This is a genomic window from Nocardia sp. NPDC004260 (assembly GCF_053603155.1).
Genome location: NZ_JBSGEZ010000026.1, coordinates 1 through 17,842 on the forward strand (window position 1 = coordinate 1; position 17,842 = coordinate 17,842).

The 17,842-nt window shown below is 69.2% G+C and carries 18 protein-coding genes; 14 read left to right on the forward strand and 4 right to left on the reverse strand.

The features are described from left to right. Window positions 1–22: 22 nt before the first annotated feature. A complete protein-coding gene (locus tag ACWEO7_RS16890) occupies window positions 23–997 on the reverse strand; it encodes a hypothetical protein (RefSeq protein ID WP_452424264.1) in 975 nt (324 codons plus the stop codon). A gap of 125 nt (window positions 998–1,122) precedes the next feature. Between ACWEO7_RS16890 and pruA the strand changes: the two genes are divergently transcribed. The 6 genes from pruA (at window position 1,123) to ACWEO7_RS16920 (ending at window position 8,852) form a co-directional block, all read left to right on the forward strand. Then, on the forward strand, window positions 1,123–2,760 hold the full coding sequence (gene pruA / locus ACWEO7_RS16895) for an L-glutamate gamma-semialdehyde dehydrogenase (RefSeq protein ID WP_452424266.1): 1,638 nt from the start codon (window positions 1,123–1,125) through the stop codon (window positions 2,758–2,760). After that, window positions 2,760–3,716 carry a proline dehydrogenase family protein gene (locus tag ACWEO7_RS16900; RefSeq protein WP_452424268.1) on the forward strand — a complete coding sequence of 319 codons (957 nt, stop codon included), beginning with the start codon at window positions 2,760–2,762 and terminating at the stop codon, window positions 3,714–3,716. The genes pruA and ACWEO7_RS16900 overlap by 1 nt, the downstream gene beginning before the upstream one ends. 163 nt (window positions 3,717–3,879) lie before the next feature. Beyond that, window positions 3,880–5,325 carry an amino acid permease gene (locus ACWEO7_RS16905; RefSeq protein WP_452424398.1) on the forward strand — a complete coding sequence of 482 codons (1,446 nt, stop codon included), beginning with the start codon at window positions 3,880–3,882 and terminating at the stop codon, window positions 5,323–5,325. 115 nt (window positions 5,326–5,440) lie between these two features. Then, window positions 5,441–6,850 carry an amidase gene (locus tag ACWEO7_RS16910; protein ID WP_452424269.1) on the forward strand — a complete coding sequence of 470 codons (1,410 nt, stop codon included), beginning with the start codon at window positions 5,441–5,443 and terminating at the stop codon, window positions 6,848–6,850. Window positions 6,851–6,993: 143 nt separating this feature from the next. Next, a complete protein-coding gene (locus tag ACWEO7_RS16915) occupies window positions 6,994–7,635 on the forward strand; it encodes a GntR family transcriptional regulator (protein WP_452424271.1) in 642 nt (213 codons plus the stop codon). After that, window positions 7,635–8,852 carry an MFS transporter gene (locus ACWEO7_RS16920; protein WP_452424273.1) on the forward strand — a complete coding sequence of 406 codons (1,218 nt, stop codon included), beginning with the start codon at window positions 7,635–7,637 and terminating at the stop codon, window positions 8,850–8,852. The genes ACWEO7_RS16915 and ACWEO7_RS16920 overlap by 1 nt, the downstream gene beginning before the upstream one ends. A 25-nt stretch (window positions 8,853–8,877) precedes the next feature. Here the strand turns inward: ACWEO7_RS16920 and ACWEO7_RS16925 are convergent, their stop codons facing one another. Together ACWEO7_RS16925 and ACWEO7_RS16930 are read right to left on the reverse strand one after the other, a co-directional pair. After that, window positions 8,878–9,309 (reverse strand): nitroreductase/quinone reductase family protein, encoded by a 432-nt coding sequence (locus ACWEO7_RS16925; RefSeq protein ID WP_452424275.1) that lies wholly within the window; start codon window positions 9,307–9,309, stop codon window positions 8,878–8,880. Window positions 9,310–9,404: 95 nt separating this feature from the next. After that, window positions 9,405–9,812 carry a TIGR03668 family PPOX class F420-dependent oxidoreductase gene (locus ACWEO7_RS16930; protein WP_450020285.1) on the reverse strand — a complete coding sequence of 136 codons (408 nt, stop codon included), beginning with the start codon at window positions 9,810–9,812 and terminating at the stop codon, window positions 9,405–9,407. A 175-nt stretch (window positions 9,813–9,987) separates the two neighbouring features. Here ACWEO7_RS16930 and ACWEO7_RS16935 point away from each other — a divergent pair, with 175 nt between their 5' ends. The 7 genes from ACWEO7_RS16935 to ACWEO7_RS16965 all read left to right on the forward strand — a co-directional run bounded on the left by ACWEO7_RS16935 (window position 9,988) and on the right by ACWEO7_RS16965 (window position 16,165). After that, the gene (locus tag ACWEO7_RS16935; RefSeq protein ID WP_355076474.1) at window positions 9,988–10,404 is read left to right on the forward strand and encodes a hypothetical protein; all 417 of its coding nucleotides are present in this window, start codon (window positions 9,988–9,990) and stop codon (window positions 10,402–10,404) included. Between the two features lie 484 nt (window positions 10,405–10,888). Further along, the gene (locus ACWEO7_RS16940; RefSeq protein ID WP_452424277.1) at window positions 10,889–12,268 is read left to right on the forward strand and encodes a sensor histidine kinase; all 1,380 of its coding nucleotides are present in this window, start codon (window positions 10,889–10,891) and stop codon (window positions 12,266–12,268) included. Continuing rightward, window positions 12,265–12,681 (forward strand): roadblock/LC7 domain-containing protein, encoded by a 417-nt coding sequence (locus ACWEO7_RS16945; RefSeq protein ID WP_450020195.1) that lies wholly within the window; start codon window positions 12,265–12,267, stop codon window positions 12,679–12,681. Before ACWEO7_RS16940 ends, ACWEO7_RS16945 begins: the two co-directional genes overlap by 4 nt. Next, window positions 12,678–13,043, forward strand: a complete 366-nt coding sequence (locus ACWEO7_RS16950) for a DUF742 domain-containing protein (protein WP_452424279.1) — start codon at window positions 12,678–12,680, stop codon at window positions 13,041–13,043. The genes ACWEO7_RS16945 and ACWEO7_RS16950 overlap by 4 nt, the downstream gene beginning before the upstream one ends. After that, a complete protein-coding gene (locus ACWEO7_RS16955) occupies window positions 13,024–13,668 on the forward strand; it encodes a GTP-binding protein (RefSeq protein ID WP_379252731.1) in 645 nt (214 codons plus the stop codon). The genes ACWEO7_RS16950 and ACWEO7_RS16955 overlap by 20 nt, the downstream gene beginning before the upstream one ends. Beyond that, window positions 13,665–14,936: a cytochrome P450 gene (locus tag ACWEO7_RS16960; RefSeq protein WP_452424280.1), complete on the forward strand. Its 1,272-nt coding sequence runs from the start codon at window positions 13,665–13,667 to the stop codon at window positions 14,934–14,936. Before ACWEO7_RS16955 ends, ACWEO7_RS16960 begins: the two co-directional genes overlap by 4 nt. Beyond that, a complete protein-coding gene (locus ACWEO7_RS16965) occupies window positions 14,933–16,165 on the forward strand; it encodes a cytochrome P450 family protein (protein WP_452424282.1) in 1,233 nt (410 codons plus the stop codon). Before ACWEO7_RS16960 ends, ACWEO7_RS16965 begins: the two co-directional genes overlap by 4 nt. Window positions 16,166–16,334: 169 nt before the next feature. Here the strand turns inward: ACWEO7_RS16965 and ACWEO7_RS16970 are convergent, their stop codons facing one another. Then, window positions 16,335–17,309, reverse strand: a complete 975-nt coding sequence (locus ACWEO7_RS16970; protein ID WP_452424284.1) for a helix-turn-helix transcriptional regulator — start codon at window positions 17,307–17,309, stop codon at window positions 16,335–16,337. Between the two features lie 175 nt (window positions 17,310–17,484). Here ACWEO7_RS16970 and ACWEO7_RS16975 point away from each other — a divergent pair, with 175 nt between their 5' ends. Further along, the gene (locus ACWEO7_RS16975) at window positions 17,485–17,838 is read left to right on the forward strand and encodes a RidA family protein (protein WP_452424400.1); all 354 of its coding nucleotides are present in this window, start codon (window positions 17,485–17,487) and stop codon (window positions 17,836–17,838) included. The last annotated feature ends 4 nt before the right edge of the window (window positions 17,839–17,842 follow it).

A 17,842-nucleotide genomic window follows, 5' to 3' on the forward strand; every position in this document is an offset into this window, starting at 1 on the left:
AGGGCGACATCGACCGAAACACCTACAAGATTGAGATCGACGTCACCATCAACACCAGTTGACACCAGCCCGACCAGCCTATGTGAGCGGCATTGCGGTTAGCGGGCGAGGCGGCGGTACGGTCGAGGACCCGATCGACCTCGGCGCGCGCGTCGGCCACCCGGCCGAGATCGGGCACCGGGCAGGCGATCGCGGCCCGCAGCGACAGCGACCCCTTCGCGTCGAAGTGCTCGATCAACTGACGTGTCCAGGCCGTCACCGCCTGCGCGGATCGGTAGCCCGGTAGCAGCACGTAGACGCGGTCACCGATCGCGGTGGTCACCGAGTCACCGCGAAAGGAACTGGCACGCAACCGGAGTACGCCACCCAGCGCGGCCCGGTCGGCGCCGGACGCGTGCTCACCCGCCATGAGCGCGAAGCCGATCACCGCGGCCGGACCGGTCGACGGAAGACGCAGCGCGTTCGCCACCGCCGCGGCGTCGACCGCCGCACCCGCGCCGAACAGCCGGCGGATCAGCAGCGCCTCGGTGGTGGGCGCGTCCAGGCTCCGGGAGATCAGGCGTCCCGCGATGGCCGCCGCGCCGCGCAGGATCTCCGCCGCGTCCGGGTGGAACGGCCGATCCCCCTGCTGCAGCCAGATCGCGCCGAGCACGCGCGGGGCGCGTGCTCGCGCGTCGGTGGGTCGGCGTATCCCGATCGCCAGCCTGCGCTTGATGTTCAACTCGTCGTGGGCGGGCACGTCGACGATCTCGTCTGTGTCGCGCAGCCGATCGAGCACGCCCCACTGCCGCAGCAGGGTCAGGTACTCCGGCGGTCCCTCCCGGCCCAGGATCGATCGCACACGCAACTCGTCGGCGGTCTCGTCGGACGCCGAGTACGCGAGCACATGCGACTGCGGGTCCTCGATCGACACCATCCCGCCCGCGTGGTCCGCGATCATCTGCGCCAGCGCGAACAGGTCGATGTCCGCGGCGACTTCCTCACCATCCCCGCCCACGTTCCCGTCCTTCGGCCAACTCGACAACGCATTTGCCTCATCTTTGTCCAATCGACTCATTGTCCGGACAGTTTTCCGGTGTTGACTTCCCAGTACCGAAATTTCATCTGACAACTGGAGGTTCCATGGACGCCGTCGTGTCCCCGCCCCCGCCGGTCAACGATCCGGTGGGCAGCTTCGCGCCGGGCACGGCGGAACGCGAGCGCCTGCGGACGAAGCTGGCCGATCTGGCCGCGACCCCGACGGAGGTCACCCACGTGATCGGCGGTGTGCATCGGCACGGCTCGGGCGAACGCGTCACGGTGAGGCAGCCGCACCGGCACGCCGCCGTGCTCGGCACGCTCACCACGGCCGGGCCCGGCGAGGTTCGCGACGCCATCGCGGCGGCCGCCGCCGCGGCCCCGGGGTGGCGTGCGCTGCCGTTCGCCGAGCGCGCCGCGATCTTCCTGCGCGCCGCGGACCTGCTGGCCGGCCCGTGGCGCGAAACCATCGCCGCCGCAACGATGCTGGGCCAGTCGAAGACGGCCTACCAGGCCGAGATCGACACCCCGTGCGAGCTGGTCGACTTCTGGCGGTTCAACGTGCACTTCGCTCAACGGATCCTGGCGGATCAGCCGATCTCGGCCCCCGGAGTGTGGAATCGGATGGACTACCGGCCGCTCGAGGGATTCGTCTACGCGATCACGCCGTTCAACTTCTCCGCCATCGCGGGCAACCTGCCCACCGCACCCGCGCTGATGGGCAACACCGTGGTGTGGAAACCGGCTCTCACCCAATCGGTGGCGGCGTACTGGACGATGAAGCTGCTCGAGGCGGCGGGGCTGCCGCCCGGCGTGATCAACATGGTGCACGGCGCGGGCCCCGAGGTGTCGGAAGTGGCCCTGGCCGACCACCGGCTCGCGGGCATCCACTTCACCGGATCCACCGCGACCTTCCGCCACCTCTGGCGCACCGTCGCGACGCATCTCGACCGCTACGACTCCTACCCGCGCCTGGTCGGCGAGACCGGCGGCAAAGACTTCGTCGTCGCGCACAGCTCCGCAGATCCGGACGTACTGAGTACGGCCCTGATCCGCGGCGCGTTCGACTACCAGGGCCAGAAGTGCTCGGCCGCCTCGCGCGCTTTCCTGCCGCGGTCGGTGTGGGATCGGATGGGCCGCGAGTTCATCGACCGGGTGGCCGGGCTCAGCTACGGCGACGTCACCGATTTCGGTCACTTCGGCGGCGCACTCATCGATCGGCGGGCTTTCGACAAGAACACCGAAGCCCTCGCGCGCGCCAAGGCGACCCCGAGCCTGACCATCGCCACGGGCGGCCACGCCGACGACAGCGTCGGCTATTTCGTCGAGCCGACCGTCCTGCTCGGCGACGACCCGACCGACGAGGCGTTCCGCACCGAGTACTTCGGCCCGATCCTGGCCGTGCACGTGTACGACGATTCGGTCCGCGGCTCGTTCGAGTCCGTGCTCGACCTGATCGACCGTGGTTCGCCCTACGGCCTGACCGGCTCGGTCATCGCCCGGGATCGCGCGGCGATCGCCACGGCCGCCGACCGGTTGCGCTTCGCGGCGGGCAACTTCTACATCAACGACAAACCCACCGGCGCGGTCGTCGGCCAGCAGCCGTTCGGCGGGTCGCGCGCGTCCGGCACCAACGACAAGGCAGGCTCGGCACAGAACCTGCTGCGCTGGACCTCCGCTCGCACGATCAAGGAAACCTTCGTCCCCGCGACCGACCACCGCTACCCGCACCAGGAGTTGTGATGGCCTTCTCCGGACTGCTGCGGCCCGCCGTGCTGGCGGCCTCCCGCTCCCCGCGCGTGGAGCGCGCGATCACCCGCATCCCGGCCACCAGGAAGGTGGTCGACCGTTTCATCGCGGGCGAGACCGAGGGCGACGCGGTCGCCGCGACCTCGGCGCTGCTCGGCTCCGGCCGCTCGGTCACCATCGACTACCTCGGCGAGGACACCACCGATCTCGACCGCGCCCGTGGCACCGTCGCACACTATCTGCGGCTGTTGTCGGCACTGGCGCGACTGCGGGCCGTGAACGATCCTCCGGTGCCGCAGCTGGAAGTGTCGCTGAAGCTTTCCGCACTGGGCCAGTCGCTCCCGCAGAACGGATACGCCATCGCCCGGGAGCACGCCTACGAGATCTGCACGGCGGCGAAGTCCGCCGGGGTCTGGGTGACCGTCGACGCCGAAGACCACACCACCACCGACGCGACGCTGGCGATCGTGCGCGAGCTGCGTTTGGACTTCCCATGGCTCGGCACGGTCTTGCAGGCCTATCTCAAACGCACCGAGGCGGACTGCCACACCTTCGCGGGCCCGGGATCGCGGATCCGCTTGTGCAAGGGCGCCTATCGCGAACCCGCGTCGGTGGCCTATCGGAGCCGTTCCGCGGTGGACGAATCCTACTTGCGGTGCCTGCGGGTTCTGCTGGAAGGCAAGGGGTACCCGATGATCGCCACACACGACCCGGCGCTGATCGATGCCGCGCTGCGCCAGGTGCGGGAAAGCGGCCGGAAGTCAGGCGATTTCGAGTTCCAGATGCTGCACGGCATCCGCGACACCGAACAGCGGCGCCTGGCCGGAGTGGGCCACACACTGCGCGTCTACGTGCCCTACGGAGACCAGTGGTACGGCTACTTCATGCGCAGGCTGGCCGAACGCCCGGCCAACATCGCGTTCTTTTTGCGCTCCTTGCGCGACCGCTGAGCGGGAGCGCGGACGGGCGAAGCCCACTCAACCGAGTCACCAGCACTGGCACGCTTTTCGCCGCCGCTTGCGGCGCCGCGCGACCATACTGGCGGAACACACGGTTTCGACCGAGTACGTGCCGTTGGCGCTGGAGAAAACGAACACAGCTTTAAGGAACAGCATGGTCCTCGCTCACCTACGCGCCCAGATGACGCGCCGCAAACCGCTCGGCGAGGTCGAGGACGAAGCCGCCACGGCCGACGAGCAGTTGTCGCGGTCGCTCGGCCTGTGGCAGCTCACCGCGATCGGTGTCGGCGGCATCATCGGCGCGGGCATCTTCACCTTGGCGGGCGCGGTGGCGCACTCGGTCACGGGGCCTTCGGTGTTGATCTCGTTCCTCATCGCGGGTGTGGCCAGCGCCGCCGCCGCGCTGTGTTACGCCGAGTTCGCCGGGATGGTGCCCAAGGCCGGGTCCGCCTACACCTACGGATACGTATCGCTCGGCGAGATCGCGGGCTGGTTCATCGGCTGGGATCTGCTGCTGGAGTACGTCGCGGTCGCGGCGGTGGTGGCCATCGGGGTCTCCGGCTACTTCAAATTCCTGTTGGAACAGGTCGACATCGCGTTGCCGGATTGGATGCTGGGCGCGGCGGGAACGGGTGACGGCCACGTCGTCGACGTGTTCGCCATGCTGTTCTGCCTCGGCACAGCCTGGCTGCTCTCGCGCGGCATCCGCAGCGTCGGCCGGTTCGAGACCGTCGCCGTCGGCATCAAGGTGGCCATCGTCGTGCTGATCATCGCGCTCGGCGTGTTCCACATCGACAGCTCGAACTACACCCCCTACTTCCCGTTCGGCACGAGCGCGGTGTGGACGGGCGCGGCCACCGTCTTCTTCGCCGTGTTCGGCTACGACGCGATGAGCACCGCCGCCGAGGAGTCCACCGAGGGCAAGAAGCATCTGCCGAAGGCGATCATCTATTCGCTGGCCATCGCCATGGTCCTCTACGTACTGGCGACCCTGGTGCTCACCGGCATGCAGAAGTACACCGAGATCAGCCCGACCAGCGGGTTCTCCACCGCGTTCGAATCGGTCGGGCAGCCGGGCGTCGCGAACATCATCGCGATCGGCGCCATCATCGGCATCGTCACCGTGGTGCTCACCTTCATGCTCGGCGTCACCCGCGTGTGGTTCGCCATGAGCCGCGACGGGCTGCTGCCGGAATGGTTCGCCAAGACCCATCCGGTCCGGAAGGTACCCACCCGGGTGACCTGGATCGTCGGCATCGGAGCGGCGCTGATGGCCGGGCTGCTGGACATCACCGTGGTGGCCGAACTGACCAATATCGGCATCCTGATGGCGTTCATCGTGGTGTCCGTCGCCGTGATCGTGCTACGGCGCACCCGCCCCGACGAGCCGCGCGAGTTCCGCCTGCCGTTCATGCTGGTCGTGCCGCTGATCGGCATCGGGTTCTCGGTGTATCTGATCTGGTCGCTGCCGTGGGAGACCTGGGCGCGCTTCGTGATCTGGCTGGTCGTCGGCCTGATCGTCTACTTCACCTACTCGCGCACCCATTCCAGGCTCGAGCGGCCCCGGCTCGCCGCGGCGGAAGGCCCCGCGCCTTCCTGACCGCGGGTCGTCGGCGGGTACCCCATTGCGCAAAGGTCGCTCGACTGCCTACGGTCGAAAACGTCGGCATCGGCGGCAGCCGCGACGTCGCGCGGCTCGGAAGGAGCGGTGGCGGATGGATCTGCGGGAGGTCGTGTCGGCGGGTGTGCTCGAACAGCGCGAGTTGCTGGCCCAGGGCGCACTTTCGGCGGAGCAACTGATCGAGGCGACGCTCGACGAAATCGATGCCGCGGCGGGTCTCGGCGCGTTCACTCATGTCCTGCGGGATGAGGCCAAGGCGGCGGCCGTCGAGCGGGACCGCGAGCGCGCGGCGGGCGAGCCGGTCGGCCCGTTGCACGGGGTGCCGGTCGCGGTGAAAGACGAGTTCGATGTCGCCGGCGTGGTGACCACCTTCGGCACCAGGGCGAATGCCACGCCCGCCGTGGCGGACGCCGAAGCCGTGCGCAGGCTGCGCGCGGCCGGGGCGATCATCATCGGCAAGACCGCGATGCCGGAATTCGGGCAGTGGCCCTACACCGAGTCCAGCACCTTCGGCGTCACCCGCAACCCGTGGGATCCGAGCCGCTCCGCAGGCGGATCGAGCGGCGGGTCCGCTACCGCGGTCGCGGCCGGGCTGGTGCCGGTCGCGCTCGCAGGCGACGGTGGCGGGTCGATCCGGATCCCGGCGGCTTGTTGCGGATTATTCGGTCTCAAGCCGCAACGCGGGCGTGTGCCGATGTCCCCGAACGAACACCTGTGGTGGGCATTGGGCGCCGCCGGGCCGCTGACCCGCGGCGTGCTGGACTCCGCCGTCGTCTACGACGTCATCCGTGGCAGCACCCCCACCGACCGATTCCGGGCGCCGGAACCGCCGACCTCGTTCGAGGCGGCGGCGCGCGAACCGGCCCGGCCGTTGCGCATCGGCTACAGCACCAAAGCGCACGCCCTGATGGCGAAACTCGATCCGCAGCACGTGCGCGCCGTCCGCGACACCGCGAAACTGCTCACAGAACTGGGCCACACGGTGGCGGAGATCGATCCGCACTACCCGGAATCCATGCACGCGTTCTTCCCGCAGTTCTTCGGCGGCGTGCGCGCGGAACTGGCCGAGATCGATCATCCGGAACTGCTCGAACGCCGCACCAAGCAGACGATGGCGCTCGGCGCCTGGGCGCGCAGGCCGGTCATCGAATGGGCGATCCGGCGCGCGGAGGCGTTGGCGCGCAAAATGGATCGCGTCTTCACCGAATGCGATCTGCTGCTGACTCCCACCATCGCGATCCGCCCGCCGCTGCTCGGCGTGCTCGACGGGGCGAATTCGGTACGAGCTCAGCTCGCTTCGATTCCGATGGTCGCCTACACCGAACTGTGGAATGTCACCGGCCACCCCGCCGCCTCGCTGCCCGCGGGCGTCGGTGACGACGGGCTGCCGTTGTCGGTGCAGCTGGTCGGCCCTACGAACGGCGAGACGACGATTCTTCCGATCGCCGCGCAACTCGAGCACGCGCGCCCGCATCCCCGTCCGGCGATCCTCTCGGCCCGCTAGCCGATCCGGGCTCGGCCGACCGGTCCATGCCCGGACATTTACCGATCGCGCCGCGGCGCGCTCGCGACGAATCAGCGGCCACAGCACCGCAGAAGATCCACCCCTGGCAAACCTGCCGCGAACCCATCGGTAAGATACAACTTGTGTCTAAGATGTATTCATCGGCTGAGCAGGCCTACCGCGCCGTGAAGGAGCGCATCCTGTCCGGCGCGCTCGCGGGCGGGGAGCTGATCAGCGAGGGCGAGATCGCCGCCGACCTGGGCACCTCCCGCACGCCGGTGCGCGAGGCGTTTCTGCGGCTGGAGACCGAGGGGTGGATGAAGCTGTACCCGAAGCGCGGCGCGCTGGTGGTGCCGATCCCACCGGACGAAGCCGAGCATGTCGCGCACGCCAGGTATGTGGTGGAGACCGCCGCGGTTCGCAGCGCCACCGTGAACGACCCCGGCATGCTGGTCGAGGCGTTGCGTTCCTCGATCCGGCGGCAGCGCGAACTGGCCGCCGCGGGTGATCTCGACGGCTTCGCGCTCGCCGACACCGACTTCCACCGCACCTACGTCCTGGCCGGTGGCAATCCGCTGCTGTCGGGTTTCTACGACTCGCTGCGGGAACGCCAGCGCCGGATGAACAGCGTCGCCCTGCGCCGCGGCCCGGTCGACATCACCCGGATCATCGAGCAGCACGCGCGCCTGGCCGACCTCGTCGCGGCCTCGGACGTCGACGGGTTCGCCGACGCGCTGGTCGAGCACCTGTCCGGCGTGCACCAACTGGAACTACGAGGCCGGTGATGGCGACACTCACCGTCACCGCGCCCCGCGATCGGGTCGTCTCCAGCCGATGGCGGGGCGTCGCCGCCGCGATGTTCGCGATCGCTTGGGCCGGAAACGAATTCACGCCGCTGCTGGTGATGTACAAGAGCGACGGGCTGGCGGCCACGACCGTCGACCTGCTGCTGTTCTACTACGTGCTCGGCATCGTGCCCGCGTTGCTGATCGGCGGCCCGCTGTCGGATCGCTACGGCCGCCGGGCCCTGCTGCGGCCGGCGCCGCTGATCGCCGCGGCCGGATCACTGCTGCTCGCGTTCGGGTCCGCGTCGGTGCCGGTCCTGTCGGCGGGACGAGTGCTGTGCGGCATCGCGCTCGGGCTGGCGATGGCGGTCGGCGGCAGCTGGCTCAAAGAGCTGGCGCAACCGCCCTACAGTCCGGAGCTTCCCGCGGGCACGGGCGCGCGCCGTTCCGCGATGAGCCTCACCGCGGGCTTCGCCATCGGTGCTTGCTGCGCCGGTGTACTCGCGCAATGGGCGCCGTGGCCGAACACCTTGGCATACCTGATCAACGTAGGCGTGTGCCTGATCGCCGCCGTGTGGGTCCGGCGTACCCCCGAAACCGTCCCCCGGCGGCGGAACGCGGGGAGCCTCCGCGACGACCTGCGCATTCCCGCGGCGGGGCACCGGCGCTTCCGCACGGTGGCATTGCCTGCCGCGTTGTGGCTGTTCACCTCCGCCGCGGCGGCCTACGCGGTGCTGCCCGCGCTGATGGCGCCTCAGGTCGGCGCGGCGCCGATCGCGTTCTCCGCCATGATCTGTGTCATCACCCTCGGCTGCGGGTTCGCCGTCCAGTCCGTCGCGCGGCGGATCGACCGGCCCGGCACCGCGCGGGCGGCGACGGTGGCACTGATCGCGGTCACGATCGGGATGGCGCTCGCCGCGACGGCTTCCGATCTGTTGACCCTGTGGGCGACGGTGGCCGCCGCCGTGGTGCTGGGAGTCGGCTACGGCATCGGTCTGGTGGCCGGGCTGCAGGAGATCGAACGCATCGCCCGCCCGGACGATCTGGCCGGGCTGACAGCCGTGTTCTACTCCGCGAGCTACTTGGGCTTCGGCACCCCGGCCCTGCTTTCGTTCCTGCACGACATGTTCGGTCTCGGCTATCCGGCGATGTTCGGTGCAGGCGCACTCGCGGCGGCCGGATGCCTCGGTCCGGTGCTGCGCGACTATCGCGGCTGACGGTTACCGATCCGCCGCGCCGCTCTCAGCTTTTCGGCGTCAGCAGGACGAGCGGAATCTCGCGCGTGGTCTTCGTCTGATAACCGGCGTAGACCGGCTGCGCGGAGGTGACCCGGGGCCACAACGCCGCGCGCTCCTCGCTGGTGGCCACCCGAGCCGTCATCGGGACCTTCGGCCCGTTGCGCACCGACACGACGACGTCCGGGTTGTCGCGCAGGTTCAGGAACCACGCCGGGTGGACGGGGTCGCCGCCCCGCGAAGCGACCACGACATAGGTGTCACCGTCGACGATCGGCGCCGTGAGCATCACCGCGTGCGGCCGGCCCGATTTGCGGCCGGTGGTGGTGAGCTCGAGCGACGGCATGCCGGAGAAGTCGTTGCCCAGTTTCCCGAAGCTGATCTTCAGTAGGACGCGATGCGCCGTATTCATGGTCTTCAGCGCGAAATTCGAGGGCATACGATCCTCACGATCGACTCGACGGGTGGTTCGGCTCGACGACCCCCGCGACGGGAGATCACGAATCGGACTGTACCCGAATCGGCGCGGCTCGCTCAGCGGGCGGACCATCCCGACCACCGCGCCACATCGATGGCTATCACCGGGCCAGGTGGCGGCTGCTGTTCGTACTGGGAGTAGCGCGCGGTCAAGTGAGCGATCGCCGCCTGCGCCTCGGCGCCGTCCGCGATGCGGGCCGTACCGTCGGCGCGAGCCCACCACAGCTGGGTCCAGTCGTCGCCGTAGCGGTCGACGAGCACGGCGACCGCAGGGTTCGCCGCGATATTGTCCAGGCGGCGCAGCGCCGTGGTCGTCTTCGGTTTCGCGTCGACGCTGGTGTAGACGACCTCCCCCGCCACTGCGAAGACTATGGGCACCAAATGCGGGCGTAGTTGCGGCGAAACCGTTGCCAACCGTGCGACCGGACTGGTCGCGAATCGTTTGCGCGCCTCCTCGGAACTCAGCCGCACACCCGCCTCCTCGAGCTCGCCGTCCCCGGAAATCGGGGATCGAGTATGTTCCGCCCCCTATGCAACCGGACATTTGCCGTGAAATCACGGCGATCGACTACTACCACGCTACGGTCGAGTCAATGTGTGACCCGTCAAGAGGCTATGTCGTCAGAAGGTGGAGGCGGTTGTGGAAATCGATATCACTGCCCGGCTGAACCTAGCGTTCGAGATGTGGGAGCGTGCGCACGGGCGCCCGCTCGCCGACGATACGGTCGAGACATGGGTGACCGCAGCCGGGTACGACCTGGAACCAGGTCACCTGACGAAAGTTCGACGCGGTCAGGTCGCCACGCTCCCGGAGCAGACCCGCGCCGGGCTGGCCCACGTGTTCGGGCTCGACCCCAACTATTTCGTGTTCGATCCCGGTCCCGACCGGGCCTGCGACGCCGAAGTGATCGCGCACCTGGACAATTCGGCCCTGCGCCGCCTCGGACAGGCCGTGAACGGCGTATCGCTGCGCACCCTGCTGTACCTGGAGTCCGTCGCCGAAGTACTCCGCCAGGCCGACGGCCTGCCCCCGTGCGAGCAAACCGCACAACTCTGATCGAACGACAGCGGCTCGGCTTCGGCCCCCCGGGAAGCCCGGCGGGCCGGCCACACCGCCCCGGCGCCACCGCCACTCGCGGACGCGATCACATGACGCGTCGATAATCCAAGCTTGCAATATCGCATCGGTAATACGGCCGCACATAGGACGCCCCGGCACACCGATAGTGAATTCTAGGCAAACGTTAATTTCCCCATTTGGCACCGAGTGCGTCGCCGTGTAGCACTTTTCGGCGCGTCGTCAGCGTAATCCGAGCATCGGCACGGCAGCGGAATATCCGCCCGCGCCGCTTTCCCGCGAAATACGTCCGAGTGGCGCCGCACCGCCCACCCCGCTATGCTCGGGCCGCGATATTTCGAAACTGCTTGCCGGTCTGCGTATTTGGGGTGACGAGGCACGCAGAAGGGGGCAAGTTTGCCGTTTCCCGGCGGCAAGCGCGAGTGCGGAAGTACGGAACTTGTCAGAGTTATTGAATCCGGCGGTGAGTGAGCCCGGCGAAGACGCCGTCCGGCATCCGAAACCGCCGTACGCGACATTGTGGGCCTGCGTTGTCGCGACCGCTGCCGTCGTCACGGCGGCGGTGTACTACGCGCCCGCCGAATTCCGGATCCCACTCGCGGCGGGCGCCACCGCCGCCGCCGTCGCCCTGTGCGCCGCCACCACGGCGGCCGTCCACTTCCGCAGGCAGGCCCGGCACGCCCGGCGGGACGCAGGCCGGGCCAGGGACGACCGAGCGCTCGTCGCCAGCGGCGCGGAGGCCGAGGTCACCGCCGCGAGCGCGGCGGTCGCCGAATACGAAGCGCGCGCGAAGAGCAGTGATAGTCGTCGCGCCGCGGCCATGGCGGCCTTCGCGGGCGCGGCGGGCCGCATGCAGGCGATGACCACCAGCATGCTCGCGGAACTGCGCGAGATGGAGCACCGCCACGGCGACCCCACCGTGCTCGCCGATCTCCTGCAACTCGATCACCGCACCGCTCGGGCGGGCAGGCTCGCCGACAGCATCGCCGTGCTCAGCGGCGCGCGATCCGGCCGCCGCTGGGCCAAACCCATTGCGATGGAATCGATTCTGCGTGGCGCGATGGGACGTGTCGCGGGCTATCAGCGAGTCCGGTTGCGCGCGATCGCCGACATCGCGGTCTCCGGTCACGCCGCGGAAGGCGTCATGCACGCGCTCGCGGAACTGCTCGACAACGCCTGCAACTTCTCCCCGCCCACCACCGAGGTGCACGTCTACGCCGCCGAGGTTCCGGCGGGCGTGATCATCACCATCGAGGACAGCGGATTGGTCATGAGCGAGTCGGCGCTGCGCCGGGCCGAGGCGGCGGTCTCGGCCGGCACGCCGGACGCCCGCGGGGCCGGAGCCGACCTGTCCTCCCTGACCGGGACCAGGCTCGGCCTCGCCGTGGTGGGCAATCTGGCGCGCAAGCACGGGCTCACCGTCTCCTACCGGCCTTCCGCCATCGGCGGCACCGCCGTGGTCGTGGTGATCCCGCGGGACCTCACCACCCGCGCGGAACGGCCGCAGCCGTCCACCACGGGCACGCTGCCCGTCGCGCGGGAGCGGTCTCGCGCAGCCGCCCCGCTCGATCACGAATCCGCCGATCCGGAGCCCGTGCGTCCGTCGCCCGCGGTGGACGCTCCCGCCGTCGCGCCCCGAGCGCTGCCCAAGCGGCGTCGCGGCAGCACGCTGGCCGCTGTCCATCCCGAGGGCATCGGCGCACCGGAGGCCGCCGCACCGACTCCTCCTCCGGCACGACCGGACTCGCTCGGCGCGTTCCAGCGCGCGATGTCCGGGCCCACGACCGGCAGCGCCGCCACCATTCCCCCTGCCCCCTCCGTCTCCGTGGAGAACGAACGATGACAACCTCCGAGACCGCCCAGCTGAGCTGGCTTTTGGAACAGCTGCTCACCCGCACACCGCGCACCAGACACGCCCTGCTGCTGTCCAGCGACGGGTTGAAGATCTGTCACACGCCCGAACTCACCGTGGACGGGGCCGACCAGCTCGCCGCCATCGCGGCGGGCATCCAGAGCCTCTCGCACGGCGCGTCGGTGGAATTCGGCGACGGCCGGGCCGGGGTGCGCCAGTCGATGACGGAGTTCTACGGCGGCATCCTGTTCATCGTCGAAGCGGGGCTCGGCGCGCACATCGCGGTCGTCGCCGCCGAGGACGCGGACGCCGGGCTGGTCGGCCACAATATGCGGGAGCTGGTGGAACAGCTCGGCGAACACTTGGCGGCCACACCGCGCTTCCCGGGAGCGGGCGTGTCGTGAGCAGACCAGGCCGCGACGACCACCCCGATCGGCTCTACACGCTGACCGGCGGGCGCAGCAAACCGGACTCCGACGCCTTCGATCTGGTCACCCTGGTGGTCAGCGAGTGCGCGCCGACGCCGGGCATGCAGTCCGAGCACGTGGCGATCCTCGACCTGTGCCGAGCTCCGACCGCCGTCGTCGAAATCGCGGCCGAGCTGCGGATTCCGGTCGGCATCGCGACCATCCTGCTGTCGGACCTGCTGCACGCGGGCAAGATCACCGTGCGTCCTCCGCAGACCGGTCCGTCCGACTCGCCATGGCACTGCCTGCCCGACACCACGACGCTCGAGAAGGTGCTCGTTGGACTCCGCAAGCTCTGATCCGCGTCCCGCCCGCGCGGACGCGCCCCTGCACCGTGCGACCACGCGGGGACTGAAGGTCGTCATCGTCGGCGGTTTCGGCGTCGGCAAGACGACGATGGTCCGCGCGGTCAGCGAGATCCGGCCGCTCGATACCGAGGCGATCATGACCGACGAGGGGCTGGAGATCGACGATCCCAGTGGCGCGCCGGGCAAATCGACGACGACCGTCGCCTTCGACTTCGGGCGGATCACCATCGATGACGAGCATGTGCTGTACCTGTTCGGCGCACCGGGACAACAGCGGTTCCGGTTCCTCTGGGATCGGCTGTTCACCGGCGCGCTCGGCGCGATCGTGCTGGTCGACCCGCACCGGATCGCGGATTCCTGGTACGCGGTCGACCGGCTGGAACACCAGAAGACACCGTTCGTCGTGGCCTGCAACGACTTCGGCGAGGGCCACCGCCCCGACGAGGTCCGCGACGCGCTCGACCTGGATCGGCACGTGCCGGTGATCGACTGCGACGCCCGCTCCCGCGAGTCCGGCAAGGGCGTCCTCATCACCCTCGTCGAACACCTCTATTCCCGCGCGCCGTCCCCGGCGGCCCGGCGCCCCTTGTTCCCCACTCCGGAGGCCGCGTCATGACCACGCCCGCGCCGAGCTCCGCCGACAGCTGCCCCATCGGCACCGCACCGGTCCCGTTGAGCGGCCCGCGTTTCCATACCGACCCGCATCAGCTCTATCACGAGATGCGCCGGGAGCACGGACCGGTGGTCGCCGTGGAGCTGCCCGGCGGCGTCCCCGCCTGGCTGGTCATCGGCTACCGCGAATTGCATCAGGTGACCAACGATCCCGAGTTGTTCCCCCGCGATGTCGGGCGGTGGAACCAGTGGCCGAACATCCCGCCGGACTGGCCCTTGCTGCCGATGGTCGGGCAGCCGATGCCGTCGATCTATTTCACCGCGGGCGCGGAGCACCGCAGGCACGTGGCGATGGTGGAACCGGCATTGGAGACCGTCGACACCTTCGAATTGCGCCGCACCTGCGAGGACCTGGCCGACCGCCTGATCGACGCGTTCTGCGGCAGGGGCGAAGCGGAGCTGGTCGCCGATTTCGCCGAACCGCTGCCGGTGCTGGCCCTGGCGCGGATCCTCGGCTTCCCCGACGCGGACGGACCGCGGCTGGCGTGGACGATGAAGACCCTCGCCGACGGCGGGGCCGACGCCCAGGCCGCGCATCAGCAGTTCGCCGAGCACATGGGGCGGTTGCTCGCGACCAAGAAAGTCGCGCGAGGCGCCGATTTGGTGTCCTGGATGCTGGCGCATCCCGGTCCGTTCTCCGACGAGGAATACGTCCTGGACCTGATGGCGATCACCGCCGCCGGATACCTGCCCACGGCCGACTGGATCGGGAACTCGGTGCGGCTGATGCTCACCGACGACCGGTTCGCCGCGGCGCTCGGCGGCGGGCGACACAGTGTGGGCCAGGCGATGAACGAAGTGCTGTGGGAGGACACCCCGACCCAGATCCTCGCCGGACGGTGGGCAGCCCGCGACACGCGGCTCGGCGACAAGGTCATCAGGGCCGGTGACATGCTGCTGCTCGGCCTGGCCGCGGCCAACGCCGATCCCCATGTGCGCCAGCATGTTTCCGACGGCGCCGAGCCGGCGCACTCGGGCAACAGCGCGCACTTCGCGTTCAGCTACGGCGAATACCGCTGCCCGTTCCCCGCGCAGGAGATCGCCGAGGTCATCGCGCGCACCGGCATCGAGGTGCTGCTCGACCGGCTGCCCGATCTCGATCTCGCGGTGCCCGCCCAGAACCTGGTCCGGCGACCGTCGGCCTTCCTGCGCGGCATGACATCCCTGCCCGTCCGCTTCACACCCGTTCGTGCCGTCGGAGGTACCCCGTGACCAGAGAATGCCCACACGCAGCAGCCCTTGTCATCGATCCGATGGTCGGCGACCTGGGCGGAGAGACCAGCAGCCTGCGCGCCGCGGGTCCGCTCACCCGGATCGAGTTGCTCGGCGTGCCCGCTTGGACCGTCACCCAGCACGCACTGGCCAGGCAGTTGCTCGTCGACACCAGGCTGGTCAAGGACATCAACGCCTGGGCGCTGTGGCAGTCCGGCGCGGTGACCAGGCAGTGGCCGCTGATCGGCATGATCGACGCGGGCCGTTCCATGTTCACCGTCGACGGTCCCGAGCACCGCAGGCTGCGGATCAAGACCACCCAGGCGTTGACCAAGCGCAGGCTCGACGCGCTGCGTCCCGCGGTCGAGCGGATGACCGCCGAACTGCTCGACGACCTGTCCGAGGCCGGACGCGACGGCGCGGCAGTCGACCTCAAGACGGTGTTCGCCTACCCGCTGCCGATGCGGGTCATCAGCGAGCTGATGGGCGTGGACCGCGCCGACCATCCGATGCTGCTCGACTGGTACAACGCGTTCTTCTCGCTGCTGACGCCGCAGGACGAGCGGTTGCGGGTGATCGACGAGTTGGACGTCTATTTCACCGATTTGGTGCGCAAGAAGACCGCCGACCCGACCGACGACCTGACCAGCGCCTTCATCGTCGGCGACGACACCGAGCCGCTGACCGAAGAGGAAGTGGTCGGCAACCTGAAGGCGCTGGTGGCCGCCGGGCACGAAACCACGATCGGCCTCATCCTCAACACCGTGCGCGCCCTGCTGGCGCGGCCGGAGCAGTTGAGCGCCGTCCACACCGGTGACCGCACCTGGGACGCCGCGGTGGAGGAGACCCTGCGCTGGGACAGCCCGGTGACTCATCTGCTCATGCGTTTCGCGATCGAGGACATCGCCGTCGGCGACACCGTCATCGAGAGAGGCGAGGGCGTGGTCATGTCCTACCGCGCGATCGGCCGGGACTTCGCCGTCCACGGCGAGGACGCCGACGACTTCGACGTCTCCCGCCCGACGGCCAACCGGCACTTGGCTTTCGGCTACGGCCCGCACATCTGCCCCGGCGCAGCGCTCGCCCGCATGGAAGAGGGCATCGCGCTGCCCGCCTTGTTCGCCCGCTTCCCCGGCCTGCGCTCGGCCGTGCCGGTCGAACAGATCCGCAACCTGCCGGTGCTCACCCAGAACGACCTCGAAGCGTTCCCGGTGTATCTGGGGAACTGACCGTGACCGGCGAATTCGCACCGGCGCGCCCAGCTGTGCGACTCCGCACCCGTAGGGCCGGATCACGCCGAAGGACGTCGGTCTGCCGACAGTGGGCCGGCGGCGGTCGCGGCCAGCGGCAAGCGGAGGTCGCGATACTCACCGGGGTGACGTCAGCAGGCGACAACTCTCAGGATGACTCCCCGTAGTAGGTGGCGATCGCGGCGGCGCGGTAGCGAAGGGAAGTGCGCAACGACTGCGGGGCCAGTGCTTCCGCGTCTGTGGTGAGCTGCCACAGCGCCCATTCGGCGTGTCGCGAGTCTTGGAAGATCACCTCCAGCCGCAGCCAGCCGTTTGTGTCGGTTTCCTCGGCGCGGACGGCCAGTGCGGTGCTCACCAGTTCCTCCCGCCGGGCTGGGTTCACCCGTACCAGCACGGCGATTCGGTCGCCGCCGGTCCGGAACCGCGCGCTGCGTTCCTGCCACGCCCGGTCCAGATCGACCCGGCCTGGTCGCTGTGCCGGTTCGGGGAGTTCCTTCGCAGCCAGCACCCGCGACAGCCGGTAGGTGCGGTCCGCGCCAGATCTCGTGGCCAGCAGGTAGCCCTGGTCGCGAACGATGACCAAGCCGATCGGGTCCACCGTGCGCCACTTCGGGGTCTGGTCCACAGCCGCGTAGTGGATGCGCAGCTTGTGTCCGGCGAACACCGCGCGCCGGATCTCCGCCGATATGGTGTCGGGCACTTCCTCAGCGATCAGCCGACGCGACAGCAGATCGGTCTGCGGATCGATGAGCAATCGCTCGGCCACGTCAGCCGCGGTGTCCCGATAGCTTTCGGGTAGCGCGTCGATCACCTTGAGCATCGCCGAAGCAAGCGCCGAGCCGAGGCCGAATGCCTGTGCGCCGCGACGTGATCCGGCGACCAGCAGGGCAAGCGCCTCGTCGTGGTTCAGCCCGGTGAGCTCGGTCCGAAACCCAGGTAACAACGCGTAACCGCCGTGCCGGCCGCGTTCGGCGTAGACCGGGACACCGGCCGCGGACAGCGCCTCGATGTCGCGCAACACGGTGCGGGTGGACACCTCCAGCTCGTCGGCCAGCTCGGCCGCAGTCAGCCGACCACGCTGGCGCAGCAGTAGCACCAGCGAGACCAACCGGTCGGCGCGCATACGAAAACTCTAACGAATACACGACACAGGATGTCGTGATTCGCTGGGAGGCTCATCACCACGGCGTCACGGACAGCGGCTACCGGGCCGACAGGACGTACGTACTTCGAAATCGAATGGAGCTGATGTGGTAGCGGAACGAACGGCGGTCAACCCGGTGACGTGGTCGGTGGAGATGGGATTCAACCAGGGCGAGCTCGTCTGCGGCCACACCCGGACCCTGTACTGCTCCGGGCAGACCGCGATGGGCGGCGACGGCAAGCCCCAGCATGACGGTGACATGGCGGCGCAGTTGGCGCTGAGCCTCGACAACCTGGAAGCCGTGCTGGGCGAGGCCGACATGTCTCTCGCGAACCTCGTCCGGCTCAACGTCTACACCACCGACGTCGATCTGCTTTTCCAGCACTACGGTGTGCTGGCGTCGAGGTTGGGTGCTTCCGGGGTGGCGCCGACTACCACGATGCTCGGGGTCACACGGCTGGCGATCCCGGGCCAGTTGGTCGAGCTCGAGGGAACCGCCGTCGCGTGATGCC

Coding starts and splice junctions, on each gene's coding strand:
- ACWEO7_RS16920 (WP_452424273.1), top strand. CDS start 7,635: ATGGCGACACTCACCGTCACCGCGCCCCGCGATCGGGTCGTCTCCAGC.
- ACWEO7_RS16900 (WP_452424268.1), top strand. CDS start 2,760: ATGGCCTTCTCCGGACTGCTGCGGCCCGCCGTGCTGGCGGCCTCCCGC.
- ACWEO7_RS16945 (WP_450020195.1), top strand. CDS start 12,265: ATGACAACCTCCGAGACCGCCCAGCTGAGCTGGCTTTTGGAACAGCTG.
- ACWEO7_RS16960 (WP_452424280.1), top strand. CDS start 13,665: ATGACCACGCCCGCGCCGAGCTCCGCCGACAGCTGCCCCATCGGCACC.
- ACWEO7_RS16975 (WP_452424400.1), top strand. CDS start 17,485: ATGGGATTCAACCAGGGCGAGCTCGTCTGCGGCCACACCCGGACCCTG.
- ACWEO7_RS16925 (WP_452424275.1), bottom strand. CDS start 9,309: ATGCCCTCGAATTTCGCGCTGAAGACCATGAATACGGCGCATCGCGTC.
- ACWEO7_RS16970 (WP_452424284.1), bottom strand. CDS start 17,309: ATGCGCGCCGACCGGTTGGTCTCGCTGGTGCTACTGCTGCGCCAGCGT.
- ACWEO7_RS16910 (WP_452424269.1), top strand. CDS start 5,441: ATGGATCTGCGGGAGGTCGTGTCGGCGGGTGTGCTCGAACAGCGCGAG.
- ACWEO7_RS16905 (WP_452424398.1), top strand. CDS start 3,880: ATGGTCCTCGCTCACCTACGCGCCCAGATGACGCGCCGCAAACCGCTC.
- pruA (WP_452424266.1), top strand. CDS start 1,123: ATGGACGCCGTCGTGTCCCCGCCCCCGCCGGTCAACGATCCGGTGGGC.